The sequence below is a fragment of the Streptomyces sp. SX-6 genome (assembly GCF_059089585.1).
Genome location: NZ_JBTHHU010000010.1, coordinates 59,508 through 84,136 on the forward strand (window position 1 = coordinate 59,508; position 24,629 = coordinate 84,136).

Below are 24,629 nucleotides of genomic sequence, written 5' to 3' on the forward strand. Positions count from 1 at the left end.
TGTTCCCAAAGGCCACTACCAGCCAGTAAATACCCCGGGTAACAACTGAAATCGGGGAGGCTTCATGACACGCAGACCCACCCTGCGCTGTTCATTCGCCGCCATCACGGCTTTCGCAGCCTTTTTCGGCGGATTGGCCGCAAATGTACCGGCGGCCGATGCGAAAACACCCAAACCCGTGCGCACGACCGCCCTCTCGCCCGAGCTGGAGAAGATCCGCGCCGCGGAGTCCGTGAAGCTCTACGGCGACGCCGGCGTACGCCCGCTCGCCGAGCGCAAGACCTCGCTCGTCTCGCTCGGCGACAGCGAGATCGCCGGCGAGGGAGTCGGCACGTACGAGCCAGGCACGAACGGGCCGACGAACTGGTGCCACCGTTCCCCCCGGGCGGCCATCCACCGCACGTCCATACCGGCGGACGTGACCTACAACGTGGCCTGCTCCGGCGCGTCCACCGTCAACATCCGCATCGGCGGCAGCAAGCAGTACGCCGACGAACTGGTGCAGAGCGACAACCTGGCGGTCAAGGCCCGCAACACCCGCGTCAAGATGGTGCTCCTGGTCGCCGGCGCCAACGACGACCTCCAGTTCGGCCCCGTCATCACCGACTGCGTCGTGCGTTACCTGACGCTCCAGGGCCCCTGCGAACCGAAGTACGCGCCGGGCTGGCAGAAACGTGTCGACGGGCTGGTGCCCAAGGTCGAGCAGACGGTGAAGGACCTGCGGACGGTCATGCGCGGCGCGGGCTACACCGACAGCGACTACAAGCTGGTGGTCATGGGCTACCCGAGCCCCATCGGCCCGGACTTCGAGGACAACCCCGACTACCCGGGCAAGCTCCCGGGCGGCTGCGTCGGTTACACCTCCGACTCGGGCTGGGGCCGCAACACCGCCGTACCCGCCTTCGAGCGCGGCGAGCGCAAGGCCGCCCGTGACACGGGCGCGGTCTTCCTCGACAACTCCCGTCTGTTCCACGGCCACGAGGTGTGCACGGAGAACACCTGGGCACGCGGCCTGTGGATCGACCTGTCGAACCCGTTCCCGCCGGACTCCAACTCCGTCCGGCAGTCCTTCCACCCCAACGAGCGTGGCCACGGCGCCTTCGCGGCCTGCCTGAGCATGCTGTACGTCTCCGGCTACCGCGAGGCCGGCTGCGCCGACCCGGCGAACACCGGTAAGCCCGTGCTCCGCGAGGGCGGCTGGGACGACGCGTACCACCCGCTGAAGAACGCCGCGACGGGCACCTGCGTGGACGCGTACGGAGCCTCAAGCCGCAACGGCACCGAGGTCGGCGGCTGGGACTGCACCGGCAACCGCAACCAGGGCTGGTGGTACGACGCCGGACGCGGCTCCCTCCACACCGAACTGAGCCACGCCCGCTGCGTGGACGTGCCCGGGGGCAAGTACACCGAGGGCGCGCGGCTGGTGCTGTGGAACTGCCACGGCGGGAAGAACCAGCAGTTCACCAAGGCCGGTTCGACGTTCCGGCCGGCCGCGGCACCGGAGCTGTGCCTGACGCTCACCCAGGCGAAGGGCCCGGTGCAGCTGAAGAAGTGCGCCGGTTCGGCGGACCAGCGCTTCGCGTGAGAGCAGCAGCCATGCGGGCCCCGTTCGTTCAACGGGGCCCGCACACCGCTTACTTGCGTACGGGGATCGACGTGAACGTCGGCGCCGGGGCCGGGTCCGTGAAGAAGTCGTTGCCCTTGTCGTCCACGACGATGAACGCGGGGAAGTCCTCGACCTCGATCTTCCAGACCGCCTCCATGCCGAGCTCCTCGTACTCGACGACCTCGACCTTCTTGATGCAGTCCTGCGCGAGGCGCGCCGCCGGGCCGCCGATCGAGCCGAGGTAGAAGCCGCCGTGCGCGTCGCACGCGTCGGTGACCTGCTTGCTGCGGTTGCCCTTGGCGAGCATCACCTTGGAGCCGCCCGCGGCCTGGAACTGCTCGACGTACGAGTCCATGCGGCCGGCCGTCGTCGGGCCGAAGGAACCGGACGCGTAACCCTCGGGCGTCTTGGCCGGGCCCGCGTAGTAGACCGGGTGGTCCTTGAGGTACTGCGGCATCTCCTCGCCCGCGTCCAGCCGCTCCTTGATCTTCGCGTGGGCGATGTCGCGGGCGACGACCAGCGGGCCGTTCAGCGAAAGCCGGGTCTTCACCGGGTACTTGGTGAGCTCGGCGAGGATCTCGTCCATCGGGCGGTTGAGGTCGATGCGCACGACGTCGTCGTCGCTGAGGTGCTCGTCCGTCGTGTCCGGCAGGAAGCGCGCCGGGTCCGTCTCGAGCTGCTCGAGGAAGACGCCCTCGGCGGTGATCTTCGCGACGGCCTGGCGGTCGGCGGAGCACGACACCGCGATGGCCACCGGGCAGGACGCGCCGTGCCGCGGCAGACGCACCACGCGCACGTCGTGGCAGAAGTACTTGCCGCCGAACTGGGCGCCGATGCCGATCTTCTGGGTCAGCTCGAAGACCTTCTCCTCGAGCTCCTTGTCCCGGAAGCCGTTGCCCAGCGGGGAGCCCTCCTCCGGCAGTTCGTCGAGGTAGTGCGCGGAGGCGTACTTGGCGGTCTTCAGCGCGTACTCGGCGCTCGTGCCGCCGACGACGATCGCCAGGTGGTACGGCGGGCAGGCGGCCGTGCCCAGCGAACGGATCTTCTCCTCCAGGAACTTCATCATGGAGGCCTCGTTGAGGACCGCCTTCGTCTCCTGGTAGAGGAAGGACTTGTTGGCCGAGCCGCCGCCCTTGGCCATGAAGAGGAACTTGTAGGCGCCGCCGTCGGTCGCGTACAGCTCGATCTGCGCGGGCAGGTTGGAGCCGGTGTTCTTCTCGTCCCACATGGTCAGCGGGGCCATCTGCGAGTAGCGCAGGTTGAGCTCGGTGTAGGCGTCGAAGATGCCGCGCGAGAGCGCCTCTTCGTCGCCGCCCTCGGTGAGGACGTTCTGGCCTCGCTTACCCATGACGATCGCCGTGCCGGTGTCCTGGCACATCGGCAGCACGCCGGCCGCCGCGATGTTGGCGTTCTTGAGCAGGTCGAGGGCGACGAACTTGTCGTTGGGCGAGGCCTCGGGGTCGTCGACGATCTTCCGCAGCTGGGCGAGGTGCGCGGGGCGCAGGTAGTGCTGGATGTCGTGGATCGCCTCTTCGGCCAGCTTGCGCAGCGCCTCCGGCTCGACCTTGAGAAACGTACGGCCGTCCGCCTCGAAGGTGGACACGCCCTCGGAGGTGATCAGGCGGTACGGCGTCTTGTCCTCACCCAGGGGCAGGAGATCCGTATAGGCAAACTCGGGCCGAGACATCGCGGCGATTCCCTCACTCTGCGGTTGACCGGTGCACTCTGCGGTTGACCGGTGCTGGCGTCCTCGTCAGCAGCGCTCTCCAGACTAGGCCGCCGGGCCGGGCACCGGTTTGTGAGGTAAGGCTCAGTCGCACGCCCGGCTACATCGGGGGGTATCGCGATCTATCGCGTTTGGCTACTCTGTTGTGCGTGGACGAGTCATCGCTGGAGAAGCCGGCCGCTCGGCCGGTGCTGACCAAGACCAAGACCGATACCGTGGCCGACCGGCCGGTGCTGCGCGCCTCCGACGCGGACCGCGACCGGATCGCCGACATCCTGCGCGAGGCCCTCGCCGAGGGCCGGCTCACCCCGGACGAGCACGCCGAGCGGATCGAAGCGGTCTACAAGGCGCGCACGACGGCGGAGCTGGAACCGCTGGTGCACGACCTGCCCGCCGGCAGGCGCCCCGACGCCGAGCCCGCACCCTCGCGCCCGTACGAAGCCTCCGCGCGCCCCGGCGGGTACGAGGACGACAACCTCGTCGCCATCTTCGGCGGTGCGCAGCGCAAGGGCCGCTGGCGGGTGGGGGCCCGGACGAACGCGGTCGCGGTGTTCGGCGGCGTGGAGATCGACCTGACCGAGGCGACCTTCGAACAGCAGCAGGTCGTCATCAACACCTTCGCCCTGTTCGGCGGCGTGGAGATCAAGGTTCCGGAGAACGTGACCGTGCGCTGCACGGCCAGCGGGATCTTCGGCGGGTACGACGTGGACTCCCACGAGGCGGCGGACCCCGGCGCACCCGTTGTCGTGATCACCGGTTTTGCCCTGATGGGCGGCGTCACGGCGAAGCACGTGCCCGGCAGGCGGCTCAAGGATCTCCGGGCGGCCGACTGAGAGGTGGTGTGACGAGCGAGGTTCCGGTCATGGCAACGGTGTGAATAAGAGCGCGCACAGCGGGTAAAGCTTGGTGCATCGTCTCTCGTACGGCTGCGGGTGCGAATGGCCGTGCAGGGTGAGACGGGCGAATGGTGACTCAAAACCGGCCAAGCAAAGCCGTCGTCAGGAGTAGACCGTGCTGCTACCGCATCAGCCCCTGCAGGAAGCCGCCGTTCCGTCGCCGCGGATGTCTCCGCGGGATCAGGCAGGCCCCTGGCATTCGGAGGCGGTGTGCCGCCGGGATGAAGCCGGGCTCTTCTTCGCACCATCAAAGGAACCGACGGCGGCGCGGCTCTCCCGCGAGGAGGCCGCGAAGCGGGTCTGCGCCCGTTGCCCCGTGATGGTCGAGTGCCGTGAGCACGCGCTGCTCCAGCCGGAGCCGTACGGGGTGTGGGGCGGGCTGACCGCCGCCGAGCGCCGCGTCGTGCTGGCGCGCCGCAGGCGGCGCGAGGCGGAGCTCCAGCGGGCCACGCGGGTCGCCGCCGCGGGATGACCGCGCCGGTGCCCACGGGCCGCGCCCCGCCGTTCGCACCGGCGGGGGACGGCCCGTAGTCGTGTTTCAGGGGGTGTCAGCTGTTTCGGGGGGTGTCAGCTGGGGCGCTCGAAGTCGACCGTGCTGTACGCGCGCAGCTTCGACAGCCGGTGCGTGGAGTCGATCTGCCGGATCGTGCCGGACTTGGAGCGCATGACCAGCGACTGCGTGGTCGCGGTCTCCGCGCGGTAGCGCACGCCCCGCAGCAACTCGCCGTCGGTGATGCCGGTGGCGACGAAGAAGACGTTCTCGCCGCGGACGAGGTCGTTGGTGGTCAGGACCCGGTCGAGGTCGTGACCGGCGTCGATCGCCCGCTGGCGCTCCTCGTCGTCCCGCGGCCACAGCCGGGACTGGATCGTGCCGCCCAGGCACTTGATGGCACAGGCCGCGATGATGCCCTCGGGCGTGCCGCCGACACCGAGCAGCAGGTCCACGCCCGTGCCCTCGCGCACGGCCATGATCGCGCCGGCCACGTCGCCGTCGGTGATGAACTTGATGCGGGCGCCCGCCTCGCGGATCTCCTTGACGATGCCGTCGTGGCGGGGGCGGTCCAGGACGACGACCGTCACGTCTTCGCAGGAGGAACGCTTCGCCTTCGCAATGCGGCGGATGTTGACGCCCACGGGCGCGGTGATGTCGACGTAGTCGGCGGCGTCGGGGCCCGTGACGAGCTTGTCCATGTAGAAGACCGCGGACGGGTCGAACATGCTGCCGCGGTCGGCGACCGCCATCACGGAGACGGCATTGGCCATGCCCTTGGCGGTGAGCGTGGTGCCGTCCACCGGGTCCACGGCGACGTCGCACTCCGGGCCCGTCCCGTCGCCCACCCGCTCGCCGTTGTAGAGCATGGGCGCGTTGTCCTTCTCGCCCTCGCCGATGACGACGACACCGTTCATCGAGACGGTGTGGATCAGGGCGCGCATGGCCCGGACGGCAGCGCCGTCGGCACCGTTCTTGTCGCCTCGGCCCACCCAGCGGCCCGAGGCCATGGCGCCCGCCTCGGTGACGCGGACCAGTTCGAGGGCGAGGTTGCGGTCGGGCGCCTCGGGGCTGACCTCGAGCTGGGACGGCAGGTGGTGATCGGACATCGGAGCGCACCTTTCGGGTGGCAGAGTGAGGGTGCTCATGACTTTATCCGCTGATTGCGAGTATGAGCAGGGCGCCCTACGCATGAGCAGCGTCAAGGCCGCCGGTGCCGCCACGGGCCGACCGGCGTCAAGATCGGCCGGGGCATGGGGGACGATGGTGACGTGGCAGGCAGGAACGGCAAGACACAGACAGTTCGGAACTTGATGCTGTCGCTGGCGGTGGTGGTGCCCGTGGCGGGCAGCGCCTACTGGATGATTCCGCACGGCGACAACCGCAACGTGGATCCGATCAAGACCGTCGACTATCGGGGGAAGCTGGCCGGGGCCCGCAGCGAGGCGCCGTACGCGGTGGCGGCTCCCGAGGGGATCGACCAGGACTGGCGCGCGACCTCGGCCTGGTACCGGGTGACGCCCAAGCTGGGCAAGGTCTGGCACCTGGGCCTCCTCGACCGGGACGACAAGCACTACGTCCAGGTCGAGCAGAGCGACGGCCCGGCGCGCGACTTCATCGACGACGCCAGCCAGAACGCGGAGAAGACGGACCGGACCGAGCGGGTGGGCGGTGCCGTCTGGCAGCGCTACGAGGGCCCGAAGTACAACGCCCTGGTGCGCCAGGAGCGCGGGGTGACCACCGTGGTCGCCGGGACCGCGCCGCAGGAGCAGCTCACGCGGATCGCCGCCGCGCTGAAGGTCGGCAAGGCGCAGCCCGCCCCGTAACGCACACGCCTGAAACGCACACGGCGCCTTCGCGGATGCGTATCCGCGAAGGCGCCGTGGGGCGACCGGGATCAGACGGTCTTGGCGACCTCGTCGAAGGCCAGGCGCGGGCTGCGCGGGAAGGAAGCGTCCTCGCCCGGCTTGCCGATGTTGATGACCATCAGCGGGGTGTGGTCGTCGTCCAGGAACTCCTTGCGGATGCCCTCGGCGTCGTAGCCGGTCATCGGGCCGGCGGCCAGGCCGGCGGCGCGGATGCCCAGGATGAAGTAACCGGCCTGGAGGGCGCCGTTGAGCAGGGCGGCGTTCTCGCGGGCCGCGCGCTCGCTGAAGAAGACGTCCTTGGCCTGCGGGAAGTGCGGGAAGAGCGTGGGCAGTTCCTCGTGGAACTCGTTGTCGGTCGCGATGATCACGCTCAGCGGGGCCGTGCTCGTCTTCGGCTTGTTGCCGTCGGCCATGTGGGAGACCAGGCGCTCGCGGGCCTCCGGGGTGCGGACCAGCACCATGCGCAGCGGCGACTGGTTGAAGGCGGTGGGGGCGAGCTTGATCAGGTCGTAGATGGCCTGGATCTGCTCGTCCGAGACGGGCTCGTCGGTGAAGGTGTTGGCCGTGTGGGCCTCGTGGAAGAGCAGGTCACGGGCGGCTGCGTCAAGGGCGAAAGACATGGGGGGACCCTTCTGGGCTGGGTACGGCCTTGCTTGCGGTTTCAACCTTAACCGAGGTGTATTAACTTTCAACTAAATCGGGCCCGAAGTGACCCGGATCACTTCGCCTCGTCGTGTTGTGCTCGCTGTGCTGTGCTCGCTGTGCTGTGCCGGGGAGCCCCGGAGCCCGTCAGGACTCCTGGCTCTCCTCCTCGGCCAGTGCCGCGTCCAGCCGGGCGCGCGCGCCCTCCAGCCAGCGGCGGCAGACCTTCGCCAGCGCCTCGCCCCGCTCCCACAGGGCCAGCGACTCCTCCAGCGTGGTGCCGCCCGTCTCCAGCTTGCGGACCACCTCGATCAGCTCGTCGCGCGCCTGCTCGTAGCCCAGCGCACCGAGGTCGCCCCGATCGTCGTCTCCGGTCTTCTCGCCCGTCTTCGCCATGCCGGACAGCCTAAGCCGGGGGTGTGACAGTCGGTGGTGTGACAGCCGGGGGTGCGGCAACGGCCCGCACCGCGAACTCGCCCTCCGCGACCCGCGCCCGCAGCTCCTCCTCCGCCGCCACCTCGCCGGGGTCGCGCACCACGGAACCGTCGGCGTGCTGGAGGACGGCATAGCCGCGCCGCAGCGTCGCCGCGGGGGACAGGGCCACCACCCGGGCATGGGTGTGCGCGAGCTCGGAGTCGGCCCGGTCCAGCAGGTGCCCGAGCGTGCGGCGGGCGCGGCCGGCCAGCGCGGCGACCTGCTCCTCCCGCTCCTCGACCATGCGGTGCGGCTGCTGCAGGGACGGGCGGGCCAGCGTCGCGGCCAGCCCGTGCTCCTCGCGGTCCAGCCGCGCCGTGACGCAGCGCAGCGCGCGGTCGCGCAGCTGGCGTACGCGCGTGAGCTCCTCGCTCACGTCCGGCACGACGCGCTTCGCCGCGTCCGTCGGCGTGGACGCCCGCAGATCGGCGACGAGGTCGAGCAGCGGGCTGTCCGGCTCGTGGCCGATCGCCGACACCACGGGCGTACGGCACGCGGCCACGGCCCGTATGAGCTGCTCGTCGGAGAACGGCAGCAGGTCCTCCACGCTGCCGCCGCCCCGCGCCACGATGATCACGTCCACCTCGGGCAGCGCGTCCAGCTCCTGGACCGCCTCGATCACGCTCGGCACCGCGTGCACACCCTGCACGGGGACGTTGCGCACCTCGAAGCGGACGGCGGGCCAGCGGTGCCGGGCGTTCTCCAGGACATCGCGCTCGGCGGCGGAGGCGCGCCCGCAGACGAGCCCGATGAGCCCGGGCAGGAAGGGCAGCGGCCGCTTGCGCTCGGCGGCGAACAGCCCCTCCGCGGCCAGGGACTTCTTCAACTGCTCGAGCCGCGCGAGCAGTTCGCCGATGCCGACCGGGCGGATCTCGGCCGCCCGCAGCGACAGCGTGCCGCGCGGCGCGTACCACTCGGGCTTGGCGTGCACGACCACGCGCGCGCCCTCCGAGACGACGTCCGCGACCTTGTCGAAGACGGCGCGGTAGCAGGTGACCGAGAGGGAGACGTCGTGCGACGGGTCGCGCAGCGTCAGGAACACGACGCCGGCGCCCGGGCGCCGGGACAGCTGGGTGATCTGCCCCTCGACCCAGACCGTGCCCAGCCGGTCGACCCAGCCGCCGATCAGCCGGCTCACCTCGCTGACGGGGAGCGGTGCCTCGGGGGACGTGGTTGCAGCCATGCGGCGAGCCTAGCGGCGGGCTGTGACAACGCGCGGCAGTCCGCTGTCGGTACGGGCCCTTACGATGGACGGCATGACTGCCACGCCCTCCCGCAAGGTTCTGCTCGCCGCCCCCCGGGGTTACTGCGCGGGCGTGGACCGCGCAGTGATCGCTGTCGAGAAGGCTCTGGAGCAGTACGGCGCGCCCGTGTACGTGCGCCACGAGATCGTCCACAACAAATACGTGGTCAAGACCCTGGAGAAGAAGGGCGCGATCTTCGTCGACGAGACGGCGGAGGTGCCCGAGGGCAACATCGTGATCTTCTCCGCGCACGGTGTCGCGCCGGTCGTCCACGAGGAGGCCCGCCGCGGCCGCCTCGCCACCGTCGACGCGACCTGCCCGCTGGTCACCAAGGTCCACAAGGAGGCCGTCCGCTTCGCCAAGGAGGACTACGACATCCTCCTCATCGGCCACGAGGGCCACGAAGAGGTCGTCGGCACCAGTGGCGAGGCCCCCGAGCACATCCAGCTCGTCGACGGCCCCGAGGACGTGAAGAACGTCGAGGTCCGCGACCCGGACAAGGTCGTCTGGCTCTCCCAGACCACCCTCTCCGTCGACGAGACCATGGAGACGGTGGACGCCCTCCAGGGCCGTTTCCCCAATCTCCTCTCCCCGCCCAGCGACGACATCTGCTACGCCACCCAGAACCGGCAGATCGCCGTCAAGCAGATGGGCGCCGACGCCGATCTGGTCATCGTCGTCGGCTCGCAGAACTCCTCCAACTCCAAGCGCCTGGTCGAGGTGGCGCTGGGCGCCGGCGCCCGCGACGCCCACCTGGTCGACTACGCCGAGGAGCTCGACGAGGCCTGGCTCGAGGGCGTGAGCACGGTCGGCGTGACCTCGGGCGCGTCCGTGCCGGAGATCCTCGTCGAGGGCGTGCTGGAGTGGCTCGCCGTGCGCGGCTTCGAGGACGTCGAGGTGGTCACGGCCGCCGAGGAGTCCATCACCTTCTCCCTGCCGAAGGAGCTGCGCCGCGACCTGCGCGCCGAGGCGGCCGCCGCCGTCGCCGCTCCTCCCGCTGCCGCCGAGGAGGGGTGACGGGCGCCCTCCGCCCGTAGCGTGGAGGGCATGGACGTATTCGGCGTGGACATCGGCGGGTCGGGCATCAAGGGCGCACCGGTCGATCTGGCACGCGGCGAGCCGGCGGCCGAGCGGCACAAGGTGCTCACCCCGAAGCCGTCGACCCCGGACGCGGTCGCCGCGGGCGTCCGGGAGGTCGTGGAGCACTTCGGCTGGTCCGGCCCGGTCGGCGTGACCTTCCCGGGCGTGGTCGTGGACGGCACGGTCCGTACGGCCGCCAATGTCGACAAGGAGTGGGTGGACGTCGACGGTGCCGCTCTGCTGGGCGAGCGGCTCGGGGCACCGGTCACGCTGCTCAACGACGCGGACGCCGCCGGGATCGCCGAGATGACCTTTGGTGCCGGGCGCGGCCGTACGGGCACGGTCATCGTGCTCACTTTCGGCACGGGCATCGGCAGCGCCGTCTTCACCGGCGGCAGGCTCGTCCCCAACACCGAGCTGGGCCACCTGGAGCTGAACGGTCACGACGCGGAGACGCGTGCCTCCACCCGGGCCAAGGACGAGGGCGACCTGAACTGGCAGCGCTGGGCCCGCCGGGTGCAGAAGTATCTGGCCCACGTGGAGGGGCTGTTCTCGCCCGAGCTGTTCGTCATCGGCGGCGGGGTCAGCCGCAAGGCGGACAAGTTCCTGCCGCTGATCGAGGGCATCAGCGCCGAGATCGTGCCCGCTCAGCTGGAGAACAACGCGGGGATCGTGGGGGCCGCGATGGCCGCTTCCGCGCCGATTTCCGCCGCCTGATCCACACCAGCCTGCGCACCAGCGCGATCAGCGCGGCCAGCAGCGTGCCCGCGTACAGCCAGCCGGCCTGGAGGGACAGGAAGCCGACGAGCGCCATCACCTGGTTGCCGAAACCTTCCGCCACACCGACGGCCGGCACCGCGCCGATGGCGAAGGCGATGGGGGCGCTCACCGGGGCCGTGATGAGTTCGGCGGGCCGGACCCACAGCGCACAGGTCAGCGCGGCGAGCATGAAGAACGCCCCGTACGCACTGGGCGAGCCGCCGAGGAGCACCGAGTCCAGCCACCCGGCCGCGAGCATCGCCGCGGTGGTGAGCAGACCGGCGCCGAGCCCGGTGAGCCGGGCCGAGGGCAGCCGGCGCAGGGCCCGCAGCAGTGCGGGAGGGGTACGGACCGAGCCCGACCGGTAGACGGTGCCGCCCGAGTCCTGGCCCAAGGGGGCGGTCGGGCGGGGCACCGGGGACATACGGCGGACTTTGTGCTGGGTGATACGCGTGCTGCGTTGCTCCACCCGACCAAATTAGGCGGACAAGTGGGAAGAATCCGGCGTTGGACACGCCGGTTGCACCACCTTGGCCGTCCGTCCTGTCCGCCCGTTCGCCGAACAGCCCGTCCGGGGTGGGGCGCGGTCGGGACCCGTAGACTGGGGGACCGGCCCGGTCATGGGCCCCCTTCCCACCAGGGCCCTCCACTACAGGAAGTCGTCACGTGTCGCTCACGATCGGAATCGTCGGTCTGCCCAACGTCGGCAAGTCGACGCTGTTCAACGCCCTGACCAAGAACGACGTGCTGGCGGCCAACTACCCGTTCGCCACCATCGAGCCCAACGTCGGTGTCGTCGGCGTCCCGGACGCGCGGCTGACCAAGCTCGCGGAGATCTTCGGTTCGCAGAAGCTCCTTCCCGCCACGGTGGACTTCGTGGACATCGCGGGCATCGTGCGCGGCGCCTCCGAGGGCGAGGGCCTGGGCAACAAGTTCCTCGCGAACATCCGTGAGTCCGACGCGATCTGCCAGGTCATCCGGGCCTTCAAGGACGAGAACGTCGTCCACGTCGACGGCAAGGTCTCGCCGAAGAGCGACATCGAGACCATCAACACCGAGCTGATCCTCGCCGACCTGCAGACCATCGAGAAGGTCCTGCCGCGCCTGGTGAAGGAATCCCGCATCCAGAAGGACAAGGCCGCCAAGGTCAAGGCCGTCGAGGAGGCCAAGGCCATCCTGGAGGAGGGCAACACCCTCTTCTCCGCGGGCATCGTCCAGGGCACCGAGAAGGCCGAGCCGCTGCACGACCTGCACCTGCTCACCACCAAGCCCTTCCTCTACGTCTTCAACGTGGACGAGGAGGAGCTCTCCGACGAGGCGTTCAAGCAGGAGCAGCGCGCCCTGGTCGCCCCGGCCGAGGCCATCTTCCTCAACGCCAAGCTCGAGGCCGACCTCGCCGAGCTGGACGACGAGGAGGCCCTCGAGCTCCTCCAGTCCGTCGGCCAGGACGAGCCGGGCCTCGCGACCCTCGCCCGCGTCGGCTTCGACACCCTGGGCCTGCAGACCTACCTGACGGCCGGCCCCAAGGAGTCCCGCGCCTGGACCATCAAGAAGGGCGCCACGGCCCCCGAGGCGGCCGGTGTGATCCACACCGACTTCCAGAAGGGCTTCATCAAGGCCGAGGTCATCTCCTTCGCCGACCTGGTCGCCACGGGCTCGGTGGCCGAGGCCCGCGCGGCCGGCAAGGCGCGGATGGAGGGCAAGGAGTACGTGATGGCCGACGGGGACGTGGTGGAGTTCCGCTTCAACGTCTGACACACCGCATACGCAGGCCGTAGGGGCCGGACTCGAACGAGTCCGGCCCCTACGGCTGTTCACGGCTTGCCGTTGTCGTACAGCCAGGTCTTGAAGAGCCTCGACAGGTTCTTCCGCGACACCTTTTCGCTCAGGGCGATGAAGTCGGCGGTCTGTACGGTGCCGTGGCGGTGGTCGGTCAGCCAGGTGTGCAGGATGGTGAAGAAGGCCGTGTCGCCCACCGTCTCGCGGAGCTTGTGCAGGGTCATGGCGCCGCGGCCGTAGACCGGTGAGCCCGAGACGTCCTTCGCCGTGGGCTGCTTCGCAGGCGGGAACGACCAGACGTCGTCCTTCGCGTCGCGGGCGTAGTACGTCGCGAAGGTGCGGGCGGTGGTGGGGCCGCCGTGCTGTTCCTCCCAGAGCCACTCGGCGTAGGTCGCGAAGCCCTCGTTGAGCCACATGTCCCGCCAGGTGCGCGGGGTGACGGAGTCGCCGAACCACTGGTGCGTGAGCTCGTGGACGAGCGAGGCGTGGTCCGGCGGGTGGTTGAAGTAGGGGCGGTTCTGCGTCTCCAGGGCGTAGTCGATCCTGGGGCCGGCGCCGATGATCGCGCCCGTGGAGGAGAAGGGGTACGGGCCGAAGGTCCTGGTGCCCCAGGTGGTGATCTCGGCGGTCCAGCGCGGGATGTCGGTGGCCTTGTCGGCCACGGCGGTGTCGGTGGCGACGAGTTGCGGCACCGTGCCCGCGGTGCTCCGGTCGATCCGGAACTTTCCGATGGCAACGGTTGCGAGGTAGCTCGCCATGGGCTCGCCGGTGTGCCATTGGAAGGTGGTGCGGCCCCCTGTGGTGCGTTGTCCGCGCAACTCGCCGTTGGAGACGGCCGTGAGGCCCTCGGGGACGGTGACGGCCATGTCGTACGTGGCCTTGTCCGAGGGGTGGTGGTTGCCGGGGAACCAGGCCATGGAGCCGTTCGGTTCGCCGAGGCCCACCGCGCCGTCGGCGGTTCTGAGCCAGCCCTCCTGCGAGCCGTCGGGGTCCGTGATGGTCTGCGGGGAGCCCTGGTAGGTGACGGTGGCCTTGAAGGCGAAGTCGCGGGGGAGGGGACGGGCGGGGGTGAGGCGGAGCTCGTCCCCGTGGCGGGTCACGGTGGCGGCGGTGCCGTCGACGGTGGCCGTGCGGACGGTCATGCCGTGGAGGTCCAGGGAGAAGGAGGACAGCGCGCGGTCGGTTCTGGCGGTGATCTCGGTTGTCCCGGAGAGGTTGTTGGCTTTGGGGTCGTACGCGAGCGTGAGGTTGTAGTGGCTCACCCGGTAGCCGCCGTTGCCCATGGAGGGGAAGAGGGGGTCTCCGACGCCCTTCACACCGGCCGTCGGAGTGTCGAGGGCGTCGAGGGTGCCGAGGCGGTCCGTGGCGTGTGTCGGCGTGCAGGGCGTGCTGAGGGCCAGTAGGAGGGAGCCGGTGAGGGCGAGAGGGCATCGGCGGCGCACGGGCGACTCCTCGGGACGCTCGGCGGGGTCACGATCCCCTGCATGGTGGTGCATCGACGTGTGTGTCGAGGTGTCGGCTACACGCCCTTGAGCTGCAATTCACCACATCTGGTGAATCCTTGGCCTTGAGTTGCGGTTCGCAACCCACGGTTGCCAAGCTGTTGCGCACTGTCAACCTTTGGGAGTGGCCGTGGCTTTCGGTGACCAGCCCGCATACCTCCGCGTCGCCGGTGATCTCCGCCAGAAGATCGTCGCAGGCGAGCTGCCGCCGCACACCCGCCTCCCCTCCCAGGCCCGCATCCGTGAGCAGTACGGCGTCTCGGACACCGTCGCCCTGGAGGCCCGCAAGGTACTGATGGCCGAGGGCCTCGTCGAGGGCCGCTCCGGCTCGGGCACGTACGTCCGCGAGCGGCCCGAGCGGCGCTCCGTCGTGCGCACCGGTTACCGGTCCGCGGGCGAGGGCACGCCCTTCCGGCAGGAGCAGGGCGACGTCAAGGTCAAGGGCACCTGGGAGTCGCGCAGCGAGCAGCGCGTCGCGGACGCGGCGGTCGCGGAGCGGCTGCGCATCGGGGTCGGCGAGCGCGTGATGCGCACCGAGTACCTCTTCCGGGCCGCGGGCGAGCCGGCCATGCTCTCCACCTCCTGGGAGCCCCTCGCCGTCACCGGCCGTACGCCCGTGATGCTGCCCGAGGAGGGGCCGCTGGCCGGGCGCGGGGTCGTCGAGCGGATGGCGGCCATCGACCTGGTCGTCGACAACGTCACCGAGGAGATCAGCGCCCGGCCTGGCCTGGCTCAGGAAACGCTCGCGCTCGGCGGGGTGCCGGGCCACTGCGTGCTGGTCGTCTCGCGCACGTTCCTCGCGGGCGGCTGTCCGGTGGAGACGGCGGACGTCGTGATGCTCGCCGAGCGGCACCGGGTCGCCTACCACCTGCCGGTGAAGTAGTCGTGACGGGCGCGTGAACTGACTCCGGGGTCAGTTCGGGGGTCGTCAAGGCTTCATCAGGACCTCATCAAAAGTCCATACCAACGAGTAGGATGTGTGGCTTGATTTGCCCTTTGTCCGCATTTGGACAAGCGGACTCCTGTGTTGCAAACCTCACATAGGCCCAGCTCAGGGCCCTTTGGCAGGACCAACATGGCCAAATCGCTCGTACGATGCGGGGGTTTGTGTCCTGCCGTGGGGGAGTTAGAAAGCAAAGGAGATCCGGGGCGTTGAGTACCGAACGGGGTTCACACTCCAATTACCGCCGGACCCTCGGTCCGGTGGCCCTGACGGCCGTCGGCCTCGGGTCCATCATTGGTTCCGGCTGGCTCTTCGGTGCCCAGCGAGCCGCCAGCATCGCCGGCCCTGCCGCGATCCTCGCGTGGGTGATCGGTGCGGCTGTCGCGCTGACCATCGCGCTCACGTACAGCGAACTCGGGGCGATGTTCCCGAAGGCCGGCGGCATGGTCCGCTACGGCCAGTACTCGCACGGTTCCCTCGCGGGCTACCTGGCCGCCTGGGCCAACTGGATCGCGATCGTCTCCGTCATCCCCGGCGAGGCGACCGCTTCCGTCCAGTACATGAGCTCCTGGAAGTGGCAGTGGGCCAAGGACCTCTACGACGGCAAGGAGCTCACCGGCAGCGGTGTGGCCCTCGCCAGCGTCCTGCTGGTCTTCTACTTCTTCCTCAACTGGTTCGCGATCACCCTGTTCGCGAAGACCAACAACGCGATCACGGTCTTCAAGGTGGTCGTCCCGGCGCTGACCGCGGGCGCGCTGATCTACGCGCACTTCGACACCCACAACATCGAGTCGGCGGGCGGCTTCACCCCGAACGGCTGGAGCGCGGTCTTCACGGCCGTCGCCACCTCCGGCATCGTCTGGGCGTACAACGGTTTCCAGTCACCGCTGAACATGGCCGGTGAGGCCCGCAACCCGGGCAAGTCGCTGCCCAAGGCCGTCATCGGCTCGATCCTCATCGCGCTGGTCATCTACATCGCCCTCCAGGTCGCGTTCCTGATGGCGGTCCCGTCCGGCGACCTCGCCAAGGGCTGGAGCGCGCTGACCTACAAGTCGCCGCTCGCCGACCTGGCGATGGCCTGGGGCCTGAACTGGCTGGCGATCGTGCTCTACGCGGACGCCTTCGTCTCGCCGTCCGGCACCGGCATGATCTACGCCGCCACCACCTCGCGCATGATCCACGGCGTGCAGGAGAACGGTCACCTGCCCGGCGTCTTCGGCAAGGTCGACAAGAAGACGGGCGTCCCGCGCCCGGCTCTGCTGCTCAACCTGGGTGTCGCGTTCATCTTCCTCGCCGTCTTCCGCGGCTGGGGCTCGCTCGCCGAGATCGTCTCGGTCGCGACCGTCATCTCGTACATCACCGGCCCCGTCGCCGTGATGTCGCTGCGCCGGATCGCCCCGGACCTCAAGCGCCCGGTCAAGCTGAAGGCCATGCCGGTCATCGCGCCCGTCGCGATGGTCTTCGGCTCGCTGGTGCTGTACTGGGCCAAGTGGCCGCTCACCGGCAAGGTCATCATGATCATGGCGGTCGGCCTGCCGATCTGGGCCTTCTACGAGCTGCGCAAGCCGTGGGCCGAGCTCAAGCCGCACCTCAAGGCGGGTGCCTGGATGGTCACCTACCTGCTGGTGATGTCCGTGGTCTCCTGGGCCGGCAGCACCAAGTTCAACGGCCAGGGCTACCTGGCCGAGGGCTGGGACATGGCCCTTGTCGCCCTGATCGGTCTCGCCTTCTACTTCTGGGGCGTGCGCAGCTCCTGGCGCAACCCGACGCTGGTGGCGACCGAGAAGGAGATTCTCGAGGCCGAGGCGGCCGAGGCGGCCGAGGCGGCCGAGGCCGTCGAGGATGCCGTCGTGAAGGAGGCCACGAAGGCCTGACGGTCACTCTCAGGTGGCCGAATGCACATCTCTTCGTGAAAACCCGTATCCGCTGAGTAAAGGTCGGGCGTACGCTCGGGCATATGCGGACTGCGGTTTCTTCGCGAAGCACCGACGGGTGTGCGCCGGTGCGGTCGGTGCCGGCGCACCTCACTACGGGAGGGCAGGGACGATGAACGACAACGGCGCGTCCCTGCCCTGGCTGGTGATCCGCCAGGACGACAACGGCAACCGCTACCGGGTCGGCCGCTACGCCACCAGGACGGAAGCCGAGCGGGTGGCGGACCGGCTGGATTCCACCGGCCACAAACAGCTCTACATCGTGGAGCGTGTGGGCCGCGTGGGCGGTACCTAGCCCAGCGGGCCCCGCAACGAGATACACCGACCCCCATACCGGGTATGTGCTGATTATTCTCCCCGAACCGGTCAAACCGGTGGGTACGCAGCGGGTGTGGGAAGTGGTCGGCGTGAGCGACAGCGCAGGGACCCTGGCGTCGTCGACGCCCGGATTCGCCGAATGGAGCTTCCCCGCGGAAGCCGGCGCCGTGAGGACCGCGCGTACGCTCGTCCGCGACACCCTGCACGAGTGGGGCCTCGCCCCCATCACCGACGTGACGGTGCTGCTCGTCAGCGAGCTCGTCACCAATTCCCTCCGCTATGCGAGCGGCCCGATCGGCGTGCGGATGTATTCCCGCCCCGGCGGAGTGCTGATGGTCGAGGTCTCCGACCCGCTGCCCGATCCGCCCCGTGAACGTTCCGCCCGGCCCGACGACGAAGGTGGCCGGGGACTGCAACTGGTGGCACTGGCTTCCCGTCGCTGGGGTACGCGTCAGAGCGGCAAAGGCAAGACGGTGTGGTTCGAACTCGGCTTGTCAGGTTAGGAAGCCGGGGAGAACACATAGCGGTTGAGACCGTGCTGTGATCGTGAAGTCCGTGTTACGGGGGCCTCCTGTGCTGGATACTCGGCCTTCTGATGCCGGTGCGAGCACATCAGCCGGAGGGGACGGGCACGTGAGCGAACAGCCAGCGGGTACTGCGACGGGCAGGTCAGAGGGTGCGGACGCCACAGCGGTGTGGCGCGGCAGCCCGCCCGGTTCTCTCTATGACCACATTCGCGTCGCGTCGTTCTCGCTCGGGCCCGACGGGCGAATCGAGCAGTGGAGCGAGCGTGCCGCCGACCTGTTCGGAATAACACCGGGACAGGCCGTCGGAAGAGACCCGCGCGAGGTGTTCGCTTCCGCCGCGTCAGATGTGGGGCAGGGCGGCGGGGTCCTCTTTTCGGGGGAAGCCGGTGCCAGGCCGTGGACCGGACGCGTCCCGTACCAGCGGGACGGCCGGGAAGAGGGCCTTGCCGAAATCTATGTGATGCCCAGCCGGAACGAGCACGGCGAGAGCGCCGCGCTCTGTGTGGCCGTCGATGTCAGGGCGTTGCAGGGGATAGAGACCGACATCGCGGCTTCGGAAGCCGTTTTCGGCCAATCTCCGCTCGGATTCTTCTTCTTCGGCACGGATTTGAAGCTGTTGCGGGTCAATGAGAGTTTCGCCCAGACCTTCGGCCGTCCCGCGGACTGGCACCGCGGGCGTACGCCGCACGATTTCCTGCCCCGCGCGGAGGCCGACCGGCTGACCGCCGCCCTGCGCCAAGTCCTCGGCAGCGGGCGGCCGGTGGCCGATCTGCAGCTCGTCGGGCCGGTGCCCGGGCGCAGGGAGCGGCGGCGCTGGTCCGTGTCGCTGTACCGGCTGCACAGCGGCAGCGGGCGGCCGATCGGCGTGGCCGCGATCGCCACGGACGTCACGGGGCGCCGCCGCGCGGAGCGGGAGGCCGCGGGCGTACGGCGCAATCTGGCGCTGCTCAACGAGGCGAGTGCGCGCATCGGCACCTCACTCGACCTGGAGACCACCGCGCGCGAGCTGCTGGACGTGGCGGTGCCGCAGTTCTGCGACCTGGCCTCCGTCGACCTCTACCAGGGGCTGCTCGTCGGTGACGAGGCGCCGCCGGGGCTGGCCGACGGCAGTGCCGAGCTGCGGCGCGTGGCGTACGCGAGCGCGGTGTCGGGGGCGCCGGTCGTGACGGACGACAAGCCGATCCAGGTCGGCGAGGTGCACCGGTACGCCTTCCACTCGCCCTGCGCCGGGGCCCTGCGCACGGCGAGCCCGCAGGCCATCCCGAGCCGGGAGGGCACGGACGCGCACGAGCTCGGCACCTCGGTGCAGTCCACGCTCGCGGTGCCGATGGTCGCGCGGGACACGGTCGTGGGGCTGGCGCAGTTCACGCGCACGAAGGGCAGCGAGCCCTTCGGCGAGCGCGACACCGCGCTCGCCGTCGAGCTGGCCTCGCGCGCGGCGGTCTGCATCGACAACGCCCGGCTCTACCGGCGCGAGCACGAGCGGGCACTGATCCTCCAGCGCAGCCTGCTGCCGCCGGTGTCGCCGGAGGCCGCGGGCCTGGAGATCGCCTGCCGCTATCTGCCCGGCAACGCGGCCACCGAGGTGGGCGGCGACTGGTTCGACGTCATAGAGCTGCCCGGGCACCGCACGGCCCTGGTCGTCGGCGATGTGATGGGGCGCGGGCTGCGGGCCGCGGTGGCCATGGGCGAACTGCGCACGGCCGTACGGACCCTGGCCATGCTCGACCTGGAGCCCGCTGAGGTGCTCTCGCACCTGGACGAGATCGCCCACGGCCTCGGCCGGCCCGGCGGTACCCAGTCCGCGCCGCGCGGCCAGCGCGGCAGTGTACGGCCGGCCGACCTGTCCGAGGTGTACCTGGCGACGTGCGTCTACGCCGTGTACGACCCGGTCACCCGGCGCTGCACGGTCGCCAACGCGGGCCATCTGCCGCCGGTGCTGGTCGAGCAGGGCGAGCCCGCGCGGCTGCTCGAGGTGCAGCCGGGCATGCCGCTGGGCGTGGGCGGCGAGCTCTTCGAGGAGACGGTCCTCGAACTGCCGGACGGTGCGCTGCTCGCGCTGTACACGGACGGCCTGGTGGAGTCGCGCGACCACCCGCTGGACGAGGGTCTGCAGGCGTTCCGCGACGCCCTCACGGATCCGGCGCGTCCGCTGGAGGATGTGTGCGACCACGTGCTGGGCGCGCTGGACACGCACCATGGCGAGGACGACATCGCCCTGCTCATGGCGCGGTTGCGGGGCCTGCCGCCGGAGAACGTGGGCGACTGGACGCTGCCGCCCGAGCCCCGCTCGGTGGCACGGGCCCGTGAACTGGCCCGTGAACAGCTGCCGTTGTGGGGCCTGGAGGCCCTGGTGGACACGGCCGAGCTGCTGGTGAGCGAGCTCGTCACGAACGCCCTGCGGTACGGCGAGGGCGAGATCCGGCTCCGGCTGCTGCTGGACCGCACGCTGGTGTGCGAGGTCTGGGACGGGGGCCTGGTGCAGCCGCGCCGTCGCCGGGCGATGGACACGGACGAGGGCGGGCGGGGTCTGCAACTGGTCGGCCTGCTCAGCGCGGCGTGGGGGAGCCGGCGGATCCCGGACGGCAAGACGGTGTGGTTCGAGCTGGCCCTGCCGGCGGGGGATGGTGGGGTGCCGGATGCGGTGGAGGCGTTGATGAGCCTGTACTGACGTGGGTGGGTGGGAAGTTGTGCCCCTGCCCCGCCCTTTCACCGTTTCCTCCGGGGGCGAAGCCCCCGGGCCCCCGAAACCGCGCTTCGCGCGGTTGTCCTCAAACGCCGGACGGGCTGGATTGTGCCGGGCCGCGCTGGAAGGTACCGGGCCGCGCAATTCCAGCCCGTCCGGCGTTTGAGGACGAGCGGCGAAGCCGCGACAGGGGGTCTGGGGCGCAGCCCCAGGACCGGGGTCCGGGGGCGGAGCCCCGGGAGACGGCGAGAGGGCGGGACCGGGGCACACCCCCACCCGGCCCCACCGACCCGCATGGGATCCTGGAACACAGAACTCAAAGCGAGGAGCGGAATGGCAGCCAACCTGGTCAATCTGGAAGCCGTCGACAAGGTGTACGGCACCCGTGCCCTGCTCGACGGCATCTCCCTCGGCGTGAACGAGGGCGACCGGATCGGCGTGGTCGGCCGCAACGGCGACGGCAAGACCACGCTCATCCGCGTCCTCGCGAAGCTGGAGGAGGCGGACAAGGGCCGCGTCACCCACGCCGGCAACCTGCACACCGGCGTGCTCACCCAGCACGACTCGCTCGACTCGGCCGCCACCGTCCGGCACGAGGTCATCGGCGACCTCGCCGATCACGAGTGGGCGGGCAACGCCAAGATCCGCGACGTGCTCACGGGGCTGTTCGGCGGCCTGGACATGCCCGGCTTCCCGCAGGGCCTGGACACCGTCATCGGCCCGCTCTCCGGCGGCGAGCGCCGCCGCATCGCGCTCGCCAAGCTGCTGATCGCCGACCAGGACCTGATCGTCCTGGACGAGCCGACCAACCACCTCGACGTCGAGGGCATCTCCTGGCTGGCCCGCCACCTCAGGGAGCGCCGCTCGGCGCTCGTCTGCGTGACGCACGACCGCTGGTTCCTCGACCAGGTCTGCACCCGCATGTGGGACGTGCAGCGCGGCACGGTCCACGAGTACGAGGGCGGCTACAGCGACTACGTCTTCGCGCGCGCCGAGCGCGAGCGGATCGCCGCGACCGAGGAGACCAAGCGGCAGAACCTGATGCGCAAGGAGCTCGCCTGGCTGCGCCGCGGCGCCCCGGCCCGTACGAGCAAGCCGCGCTTCCGCATCGAGGCCGCCAACGAGCTCATCGCGGACGTGCCGCCGCCGCGCGACAGCTCGGAGCTGATGAAGTTCGCGAACGCGCGCCTCGGCAAGACGGTCTTCGAGCTCGAGAACGTGACCGTCCAGGCCGGGCCGAAGGTGCTCATCGAGCACCTGACCTGGCAGCTGGGCCCGGGCGACCGGATCGGTCTCGTCGGAGTCAACGGCGCGGGCAAGACGTCGCTGCTGCGCGCGCTCGCCGAGGCGGCGCGTACGGAGGGCGAGAAGCAGCCAGCGGGCGGCAAGGTGGTCGTCGGCAAAACGGTCCGCCTGGCGTACCTCTCGCAGGAGGTCACCGAACTCGACCCCGCCAAGCGGGTGTTGGAGGCGGTGCAGCAGGTGCGCGACCGCGTCGACCTCGGCAAGGGCCGGGAGATGACCGCGGGGCAGCTGTGCGAGAAGTTCGGGTTCACCAAGGAGAAGCAGTGGACGCCGGTCGGCGACCTCTCCGGCGGTGAGCGGCGACGGCTCCAGCTGCTGCGGCTGCTGATGGACGAGCCGAACGTGCTCTTCCTGGACGAGCCGACCAACGACCTCGACATCGAGACGCTGACCCAGCTCGAGGACCTGCTCGACGGCTGGCCCGGCTCGATGGTCGTCATCAGCCACGACCGGTACTTCGTCGAGCGCACCACCGACCGGGTCTACGCGCTGCTCGGCGACCGCTTCCTGCGGATGCTGCCGCGCGGACTGGACGAGTACCTCGAGCGCCGGCAGGCGGTCCTCGAGGCGGCGGCCCCGGCCGCGGCCCCGGCGCCCGCCGCCGCCAAGGCCAAGCCGGCGGGGGACGCGCGGGCGGCGAAGAAGGAGCTGCAGAAGATCGAGCGCCGGCTCGACAAGATCAGCGAGCAGGAGGCGAAGCTGCACCAGCGGATCGCCGAGCAGGCCACGGACTTCGAGGCGGTGGCCAAGCTGGACGCCGAGCTGCGTGAACTCGCCGGGGAGCGCGAGGAACTCGAGCTGCGGTGGCTGGAACTCGCCGATGATGTGTGACGGATCGGCTAGCGGCTCGTAAGGCACACACGACACAACAGTCTCGTCACAGGGCGGTATCGGCCGGGAGTTGCGGCCGATACCGCCCCGTGTGTTGTCGGTAACGGGTGATACAAAGAACACTCGCTTGCCGCCGATCACTGGCGGGAATCAGGCGCCGTGGACCGTGCGTAAAGAGGAAAGCTGATGTCACAGCCGCCCAAGCCGCCCCAGCCGCCGCAGGGGGTCCCGCCGGAGCAACCGGCCGGTGGTTTCGGCGAACCGCCGCGGGACCTGCCCCCTGCCCCGGCCGCCGGCGCCCCCGCGGGCTTCGGTGCCGCGCCGGTCATGCCGCCGCAGCCGCCGGGACAGCCCCCGGCCCAACCGCCGGTCCAGCCCCCGGCGCCGGTGCAGCCTCCGCCGGGGCAACCGGCTTACGGCTACCCGCAGATGCCGCCCGCGCCGCCCGTCGGCGCACCGCAGGGCGGTTACGGCTACCCGGGCCAGCCGCCGCAGTTCGGCGCGTACCCGGCACCGCCGCAACAGCCCGGCAAGGGCAACGGCAAGTCCAAGCAGCGCATGGCGCTGATCGTCAGCGCCGTGGTGGCGCTCGGCCTGGTCGCGGGCGGCGGCATCTGGTTCGCCACCAAGAGCGACGGCAAGGACGACAAGGGCGGCAACTCCCACAACTCCGCGGACAGCGGCGGCGGCAAGAGCGACACCGGCAAGAGCGACACCGGCGGTGGCGACAAGCCCAAGACGGCCGACGGCAAGATGCTGTTCGGCGTCGAGCAGCCCGTCGTCCCCGACAGCCGCCAGGCGCCCGGCCTGTGGGCCACCGACAAGGTCTTCGCCAAGACCGACCTGTTCAAGGTGGTCGGCTACGGACTGAGCGGCGGCAAGCAGTGGGAGATCCCGCTCGACGGCGAGATCTGCTGGGCGTCCCCGCATGTGACCGACGACGGCAAGACCGCGGTCCTCGTCCAGGACAAGAAGCCGACCAACGAGAAGTTCTCGGGCGGCCGCTGCACCGAGGTCGTCGCGCTCGACCTCAACAACGGCAAGAAGCTGTGGCAGCAGACCGCCAAGGGCAGTGACCGGGACGTCGCGTTCAGCGAAGTCACCGTCGGCAACGGCGATGTGGCCGCGGGCGGCATCGAGGGCGGTGCCGCGTGGTCGCTGGACGGCGGCAAGGAGCAGTGGAAGCCCAAGCCGGAGGACGACTGCAAGGACCAGGGTTACGGCGGCGGCAGCAAGCTCGTCGCGATCCGCCGCTGCGGTGACTACGAGCACCCGCAGCTGAAGGCGCAGACCCTCAAGCCGAACGGTGCCGTGCAGTCCGAGTTCAAGCTGCCGAACGGCATCGACGGTGCCAACGTCGTGTCGACCGACCCGCTGGTGATCGCCCTGCGGGCGGGCAGCGACCACTCGGCCACCGGCGCCTCGGACATCATCGCCGTGGACGACAGCGGCAAGGACGGCAAGCTGCGCAGCAAGGTGTCCACCGAGAACGGCAAGTACGCGCCGAAGTGCAGCTACACCAACGTCGAGAGCTGCAAGAACCTCGTCGTCGGCAAGGACACGCTCTACCTGCCGACCGCCGACCACCAGACCGGCAAGGCCGACGACATCGGGCGCGTCAACGAGATCGTCGCCTTCGACCTGGGCAGCGGCCAGCCGAAGGGCAAGGCCGACGGCCTGCTCAGCGCCACGATGTCCCCGGTGACTGTGGACAAGGACGGTGCCGTCATCGCCTACCGGACCGGCAGCTGGCGCTCCGGCGGCCAGGTCGTGCGCATCGATCCGAAGACGTTCAAGGCGGACGTGCTGCTGAAGAACCCGGCGGACACCTACCGGGTCGAGAGCCAGATCCTGCCCCAGTACGACTGGGTCGTGTGGAGCCGGAACCGGCTCTACCTCGGCAAGACCTATATCAGCGAGCCCAGCAAGGTCGACACGGACAAGAAGTACTTGGCGACGGTCTGGGGCAGCAACTGATCCTGATCGTTTGACGAGCGCTACCGGCCAAATCCCTGTTCA

The 24,629-nt window shown here is 70.1% G+C and carries 21 protein-coding genes; 14 read left to right on the forward strand and 7 right to left on the reverse strand.

Going from position 1 to position 24,629, the window contains the following annotated elements; all coding sequences use genetic code 11:
* The first annotated feature begins 64 nt into the window (after positions 1 to 64).
* Entirely contained in the window at positions 65 to 1,585 is a 1,521-nt protein-coding gene (locus ACV530_RS14850; RefSeq protein WP_494332905.1) for a ricin-type beta-trefoil lectin domain protein, read from the forward strand.
* A 49-nt stretch (positions 1,586 to 1,634) separates the two neighbouring features.
* On the opposite strand, the gene ACV530_RS14855 is transcribed toward ACV530_RS14850, so the two are convergent.
* On the reverse strand, positions 1,635 to 3,293 hold the full coding sequence (locus ACV530_RS14855; RefSeq protein ID WP_494332906.1) for a fumarate hydratase: 1,659 nt from the start codon (positions 3,291 to 3,293) through the stop codon (positions 1,635 to 1,637).
* Between the two features lie 188 nt (positions 3,294 to 3,481).
* On the opposite strand from ACV530_RS14855, the gene ACV530_RS14860 reads away from it, so the two are divergent.
* Both ACV530_RS14860 and ACV530_RS14865 read left to right on the forward strand, forming a co-directional pair.
* Positions 3,482 to 4,165, forward strand: coding sequence for a DUF1707 SHOCT-like domain-containing protein (locus ACV530_RS14860; RefSeq protein ID WP_494332907.1), 684 nt, complete (start codon positions 3,482 to 3,484; stop codon positions 4,163 to 4,165).
* 229 nt (positions 4,166 to 4,394) lie between these two features.
* Positions 4,395 to 4,700, forward strand: coding sequence for a WhiB family transcriptional regulator (locus tag ACV530_RS14865; protein WP_494333040.1), 306 nt, complete (start codon positions 4,395 to 4,397; stop codon positions 4,698 to 4,700).
* Positions 4,701 to 4,795: 95 nt separating this feature from the next.
* On the opposite strand, the gene glpX is transcribed toward ACV530_RS14865, so the two are convergent.
* Positions 4,796 to 5,827, reverse strand: a complete 1,032-nt coding sequence (gene glpX / locus ACV530_RS14870) for a class II fructose-bisphosphatase (RefSeq protein ID WP_494332908.1) — start codon at positions 5,825 to 5,827, stop codon at positions 4,796 to 4,798.
* Positions 5,828 to 5,989: 162 nt separating this feature from the next.
* On the opposite strand from glpX, the gene ACV530_RS14875 reads away from it, so the two are divergent.
* Complete coding sequence (locus tag ACV530_RS14875; protein ID WP_494332909.1) at positions 5,990 to 6,544, forward strand: DUF4245 domain-containing protein; 555 nt, start codon at positions 5,990 to 5,992, stop codon at positions 6,542 to 6,544.
* Positions 6,545 to 6,615: 71 nt separating this feature from the next.
* On the opposite strand, the gene ACV530_RS14880 is transcribed toward ACV530_RS14875, so the two are convergent.
* The 3 genes from ACV530_RS14880 to xseA all read right to left on the reverse strand — a co-directional run bounded on the left by ACV530_RS14880 (position 6,616) and on the right by xseA (position 8,885).
* Positions 6,616 to 7,206 (reverse strand): malonic semialdehyde reductase, encoded by a 591-nt coding sequence (locus tag ACV530_RS14880; protein WP_494332910.1) that lies wholly within the window; start codon positions 7,204 to 7,206, stop codon positions 6,616 to 6,618.
* Positions 7,207 to 7,375: 169 nt separating this feature from the next.
* Complete coding sequence (locus ACV530_RS14885; protein ID WP_494332911.1) at positions 7,376 to 7,624, reverse strand: exodeoxyribonuclease VII small subunit; 249 nt, start codon at positions 7,622 to 7,624, stop codon at positions 7,376 to 7,378.
* Positions 7,625 to 7,634: 10 nt separating this feature from the next.
* The gene (gene xseA / locus ACV530_RS14890) at positions 7,635 to 8,885 is read right to left on the reverse strand and encodes an exodeoxyribonuclease VII large subunit (protein ID WP_494332912.1); all 1,251 of its coding nucleotides are present in this window, start codon (positions 8,883 to 8,885) and stop codon (positions 7,635 to 7,637) included.
* A gap of 73 nt (positions 8,886 to 8,958) precedes the next feature.
* Between xseA and ACV530_RS14895 the strand changes: the two genes are divergently transcribed.
* Both ACV530_RS14895 and ppgK read left to right on the forward strand, forming a co-directional pair.
* Positions 8,959 to 9,963 carry a 4-hydroxy-3-methylbut-2-enyl diphosphate reductase gene (locus ACV530_RS14895; protein ID WP_494332913.1) on the forward strand — a complete coding sequence of 335 codons (1,005 nt, stop codon included), beginning with the start codon at positions 8,959 to 8,961 and terminating at the stop codon, positions 9,961 to 9,963.
* A gap of 30 nt (positions 9,964 to 9,993) precedes the next feature.
* The gene (gene ppgK, locus ACV530_RS14900; protein WP_494332914.1) at positions 9,994 to 10,743 is read left to right on the forward strand and encodes a polyphosphate--glucose phosphotransferase; all 750 of its coding nucleotides are present in this window, start codon (positions 9,994 to 9,996) and stop codon (positions 10,741 to 10,743) included.
* Here the strand turns inward: ppgK and ACV530_RS14905 are convergent.
* Entirely contained in the window at positions 10,652 to 11,209 is a 558-nt protein-coding gene (locus ACV530_RS14905; RefSeq protein ID WP_494332915.1) for a DUF6542 domain-containing protein, read from the reverse strand. The two genes, ppgK and ACV530_RS14905, sit on opposite strands and share 92 nt — an antisense overlap.
* A gap of 242 nt (positions 11,210 to 11,451) precedes the next feature.
* Here ACV530_RS14905 and ychF point away from each other — a divergent pair, with 242 nt between their 5' ends.
* On the forward strand, positions 11,452 to 12,540 hold the full coding sequence (gene ychF, locus ACV530_RS14910) for a redox-regulated ATPase YchF (protein ID WP_494332916.1): 1,089 nt from the start codon (positions 11,452 to 11,454) through the stop codon (positions 12,538 to 12,540).
* A gap of 59 nt (positions 12,541 to 12,599) precedes the next feature.
* On the opposite strand, the gene ACV530_RS14915 is transcribed toward ychF, so the two are convergent.
* Complete coding sequence (locus tag ACV530_RS14915; RefSeq protein WP_494332917.1) at positions 12,600 to 14,006, reverse strand: M1 family metallopeptidase; 1,407 nt, start codon at positions 14,004 to 14,006, stop codon at positions 12,600 to 12,602.
* Positions 14,007 to 14,196: 190 nt separating this feature from the next.
* On the opposite strand from ACV530_RS14915, the gene ACV530_RS14920 reads away from it, so the two are divergent.
* The 7 genes from ACV530_RS14920 (at position 14,197) to ACV530_RS14950 (ending at position 24,587) form a co-directional block, all read left to right on the forward strand.
* Positions 14,197 to 14,949, forward strand: coding sequence for a GntR family transcriptional regulator (locus ACV530_RS14920; protein WP_494332918.1), 753 nt, complete (start codon positions 14,197 to 14,199; stop codon positions 14,947 to 14,949).
* Between the two features lie 212 nt (positions 14,950 to 15,161).
* Complete coding sequence (locus tag ACV530_RS14925; protein ID WP_494332919.1) at positions 15,162 to 16,883, forward strand: APC family permease; 1,722 nt, start codon at positions 15,162 to 15,164, stop codon at positions 16,881 to 16,883.
* Positions 16,884 to 17,055: 172 nt separating this feature from the next.
* A complete protein-coding gene (locus tag ACV530_RS14930) occupies positions 17,056 to 17,238 on the forward strand; it encodes an SPOR domain-containing protein (protein WP_494332920.1) in 183 nt (60 codons plus the stop codon).
* Positions 17,239 to 17,341: 103 nt separating this feature from the next.
* Positions 17,342 to 17,764 carry an ATP-binding protein gene (locus ACV530_RS14935; RefSeq protein ID WP_494333041.1) on the forward strand — a complete coding sequence of 141 codons (423 nt, stop codon included), beginning with the start codon at positions 17,342 to 17,344 and terminating at the stop codon, positions 17,762 to 17,764.
* A gap of 130 nt (positions 17,765 to 17,894) precedes the next feature.
* On the forward strand, positions 17,895 to 20,459 hold the full coding sequence (locus ACV530_RS14940; RefSeq protein WP_494332921.1) for a SpoIIE family protein phosphatase: 2,565 nt from the start codon (positions 17,895 to 17,897) through the stop codon (positions 20,457 to 20,459).
* 348 nt (positions 20,460 to 20,807) lie between these two features.
* Positions 20,808 to 22,610 carry an ABC-F family ATP-binding cassette domain-containing protein gene (locus tag ACV530_RS14945; protein WP_494332922.1) on the forward strand — a complete coding sequence of 601 codons (1,803 nt, stop codon included), beginning with the start codon at positions 20,808 to 20,810 and terminating at the stop codon, positions 22,608 to 22,610.
* Positions 22,611 to 22,796: 186 nt separating this feature from the next.
* A complete protein-coding gene (locus ACV530_RS14950; protein WP_494332923.1) occupies positions 22,797 to 24,587 on the forward strand; it encodes a proline-rich domain-containing protein in 1,791 nt (596 codons plus the stop codon).
* Positions 24,588 to 24,629 lie beyond the last annotated feature (42 nt).